The 2,266-nt window shown below is 69.4% G+C and carries 4 protein-coding genes; 1 reads left to right on the top strand and 3 read right to left on the bottom strand.

Annotated features, from left to right (window positions below):
* Both GA0115240_RS14390 and GA0115240_RS14385 read right to left on the bottom strand, forming a co-directional pair.
* Positions 1 to 197, bottom strand: a 197-nt coding sequence (locus tag GA0115240_RS14390; protein WP_093737072.1) for a DUF397 domain-containing protein, incomplete at its 3' end; no start/stop codon positions are given.
* A 64-nt stretch (positions 198 to 261) separates the two neighbouring features.
* Positions 262 to 1,119, bottom strand: a complete 858-nt coding sequence (locus tag GA0115240_RS14385) for a helix-turn-helix domain-containing protein (RefSeq protein WP_093737070.1) — start codon at positions 1,117 to 1,119, stop codon at positions 262 to 264.
* Between the two features lie 262 nt (positions 1,120 to 1,381).
* Here GA0115240_RS14385 and GA0115240_RS14380 point away from each other — a divergent pair, with 262 nt between their 5' ends.
* Positions 1,382 to 1,810 (top strand): ATP-binding protein, encoded by a 429-nt coding sequence (locus GA0115240_RS14380; protein WP_093737069.1) that lies wholly within the window; start codon positions 1,382 to 1,384, stop codon positions 1,808 to 1,810.
* A 32-nt stretch (positions 1,811 to 1,842) separates the two neighbouring features.
* Here GA0115240_RS14380 and GA0115240_RS14375 read toward each other — a convergent pair.
* Positions 1,843 to 2,266, bottom strand: a 424-nt coding sequence (locus GA0115240_RS14375; protein WP_107407147.1) for a C40 family peptidase, incomplete at its 5' end; no start/stop codon positions are given.

Below are 2,266 nucleotides of genomic sequence, written 5' to 3'. Positions count from 1 at the left end.
ACGAAGTCCGACCACGCGTCGGGCGGGAAGAGCAGGGCGGGCCCCGACTGGTCCTTGGAGTCGCGGACGGCGAGCTGCCCCGTCGCCAGCCGGGCCGTCTCCACGCAGTTGTTCGCCGCCGTACTGTAGCTGCTGCGCTGCCAGGTCACACCGGAAAGCGCGGTACTGCGGGAAAGGTAAAGGGACCGCGTTGTCATGAGGTCTCCAATTTTCGGTCGGCGCGGCTGACTCGGCTCGTCCGGCTGCCCGGACGGGACCGAACTAACCCGACAACTCGTTACGGATACCGGCGATCATGGCCGCCGACTCCTCGCGGGGAAGAGCTCGGGAGTGCAATCGGGTGAACGCGGCCGAGTAGGCCGTGATGTCCTCTTTCCGATCGACGTAGAGACTACCCGTCAAATGGTCGACAACGACCACATCCAGATCGGCAATGCGCGGAAATGAGAAGATGACGAAAGAATTTGTCACTCCCATGTGGCCGCCCGCCGCGAACGGCAGCACCTGCAGCCGGACCTGCGGAAGTTCTGCGGCGGCTTCCAGCTTGCGCAGTTGGGCCGCCATCACCTCGCGCCCGCCGACCCCGCGCCGCAGCACCGCCTCGTCGAGCACCGCCCACAACTCCAGCGGCCGGTCCTGCCGCAGCACCGCCTGCCGGGCCAGCCGTACGTCCACCAGGGCGTCCAGCTCCCGCCGGCTCAGCTGCGGCATCACGTCCGCGGTCAGCGCCCGCGCGTAGTCCGGGGTCTGGAGCAGGCCCGGGACCACGGTGTTCTCCATCGACCGGGCCCGGTCGGCCCCGGTCTCCAGGCTGATGAAGTCGCGGTACTCCACCGGCAGTACATCGCGGAAGTCGTGCCACCAGCCCCGCTGGTAGCCGCCGCCCGCGAGGGTGCCGAGCAGGTCCCGCAGGGCCAGGTCGTGCACCCCGTAGACATCGAGCAGGACCGTCACGTCCTCGGTGCGGACACTGCTGCGACCGGTCTCGATCCGGCTGACTTTCGACTGGTGCCATCCGGCCAGCGTGGCCGCTTCACCACTGGTCAGCCCGGCGAGGTCGCGTAATCGGCGCAACTCCTCGCCAAGTCTGCGCCGGCGTACGGCTGGGACCCGTTCCATGCTTCCTCGCGCCTCCTGGAGCCTCTGATGCCGGCCGTGCGGCCGCCGTTACGACAGTCTGCCGACCAAATGCGTATCCACGTAGCAGAGTTCACCGATTTGAGCGACAGATATATGCAGACAGGTGTGGAACGGCGGCAATGGCGGCACCATGAGTGCACTGCGGCGCGAATCGGCAGTATCCGGACCTGAGGTCGCAAGGCGGGTACGGAACCCCGGCGCACCGTAGCCCGGTTACGGGAGGAAAGGGAACGGCGTCGTCATGGCGGATCTACAGGAAGCAACGGTCACCCTCCCCAGCGATCCCGCGTCGGTGACGACGGCCCGGCGCTATGTGTGCGCGCTGCTCGAGGAATGGGGACTGCCGCCCGACGATCCGGCGGCGGACGCGGTGCGGCTGATTGTCTCCGAACTCGCCACCAACGCCGTCCTGCACACCTACGGCATGTCACCGACCTTCACGGTGGACGTCCGGCTCGAACACGGCGAGCACCTCCACATCGGGGTCACCGACAGCCACCCCCGCTGGCCGCGCCGCCTGCCGCCCGCGGTCCAGCAGGACAACGGCCGGGGCATGGTGATCATCCGTCACCTCACCGCCGAGTCCGGCGGCGGCCTCCATGTCACCCCGACCGAGGAGGGCGGCAAGACGGTGTGGATCATGCTCCCCTGGGCGGTCCCGGTCCCGTGACCGCCCGGCGGCGGGCGCCGGTCACCGGATGCTCACCGCACCCGGCCGTACCAGACGCTGCGGGTCCAGATGTGCTCCAGCCGCACCTTCGAGCCGGTCTTGGGGGCGTGCCAGATGTTGCCGCCGCCCGCGTAGATCCCCACGTGGTAGACCGAGGACCACTTCGAGCCGGTGTGGAAGAACACCAGGTCGCCGGCCCGCCGGGAGCGCGCCAGGATGTGCCGGGTGCTGTTGTACTGGGCGGCCGCGGTGCGCGGGATCGCCTTGCCGGCCCGCTTGAAGGAGTAGAGCGTGAGCCCGGAGCAGTCGAAGCGGTAGGGGCCGGTGGCGCCCCACTGGTAGGGCGCGCCCTTCTTCGACGCGGCCACATTGAGGGCGAGCGCGGCCGGGGTGCCGGCGTCGGCCCGCTGCGCGGCGTCCGGCAGCAGCGACGGTACGGTGACCGCCGCCGCGGTG

The sequence above is a fragment of the Streptomyces sp. DvalAA-14 genome (genome assembly GCF_900091855.1).
GTDB lineage: Bacteria > Actinomycetota > Actinomycetes > Streptomycetales > Streptomycetaceae > Actinacidiphila.
Note: the sequence above shows the minus strand (reverse complement) of the source record. Positions and strands in the feature narration are given on the sequence as shown.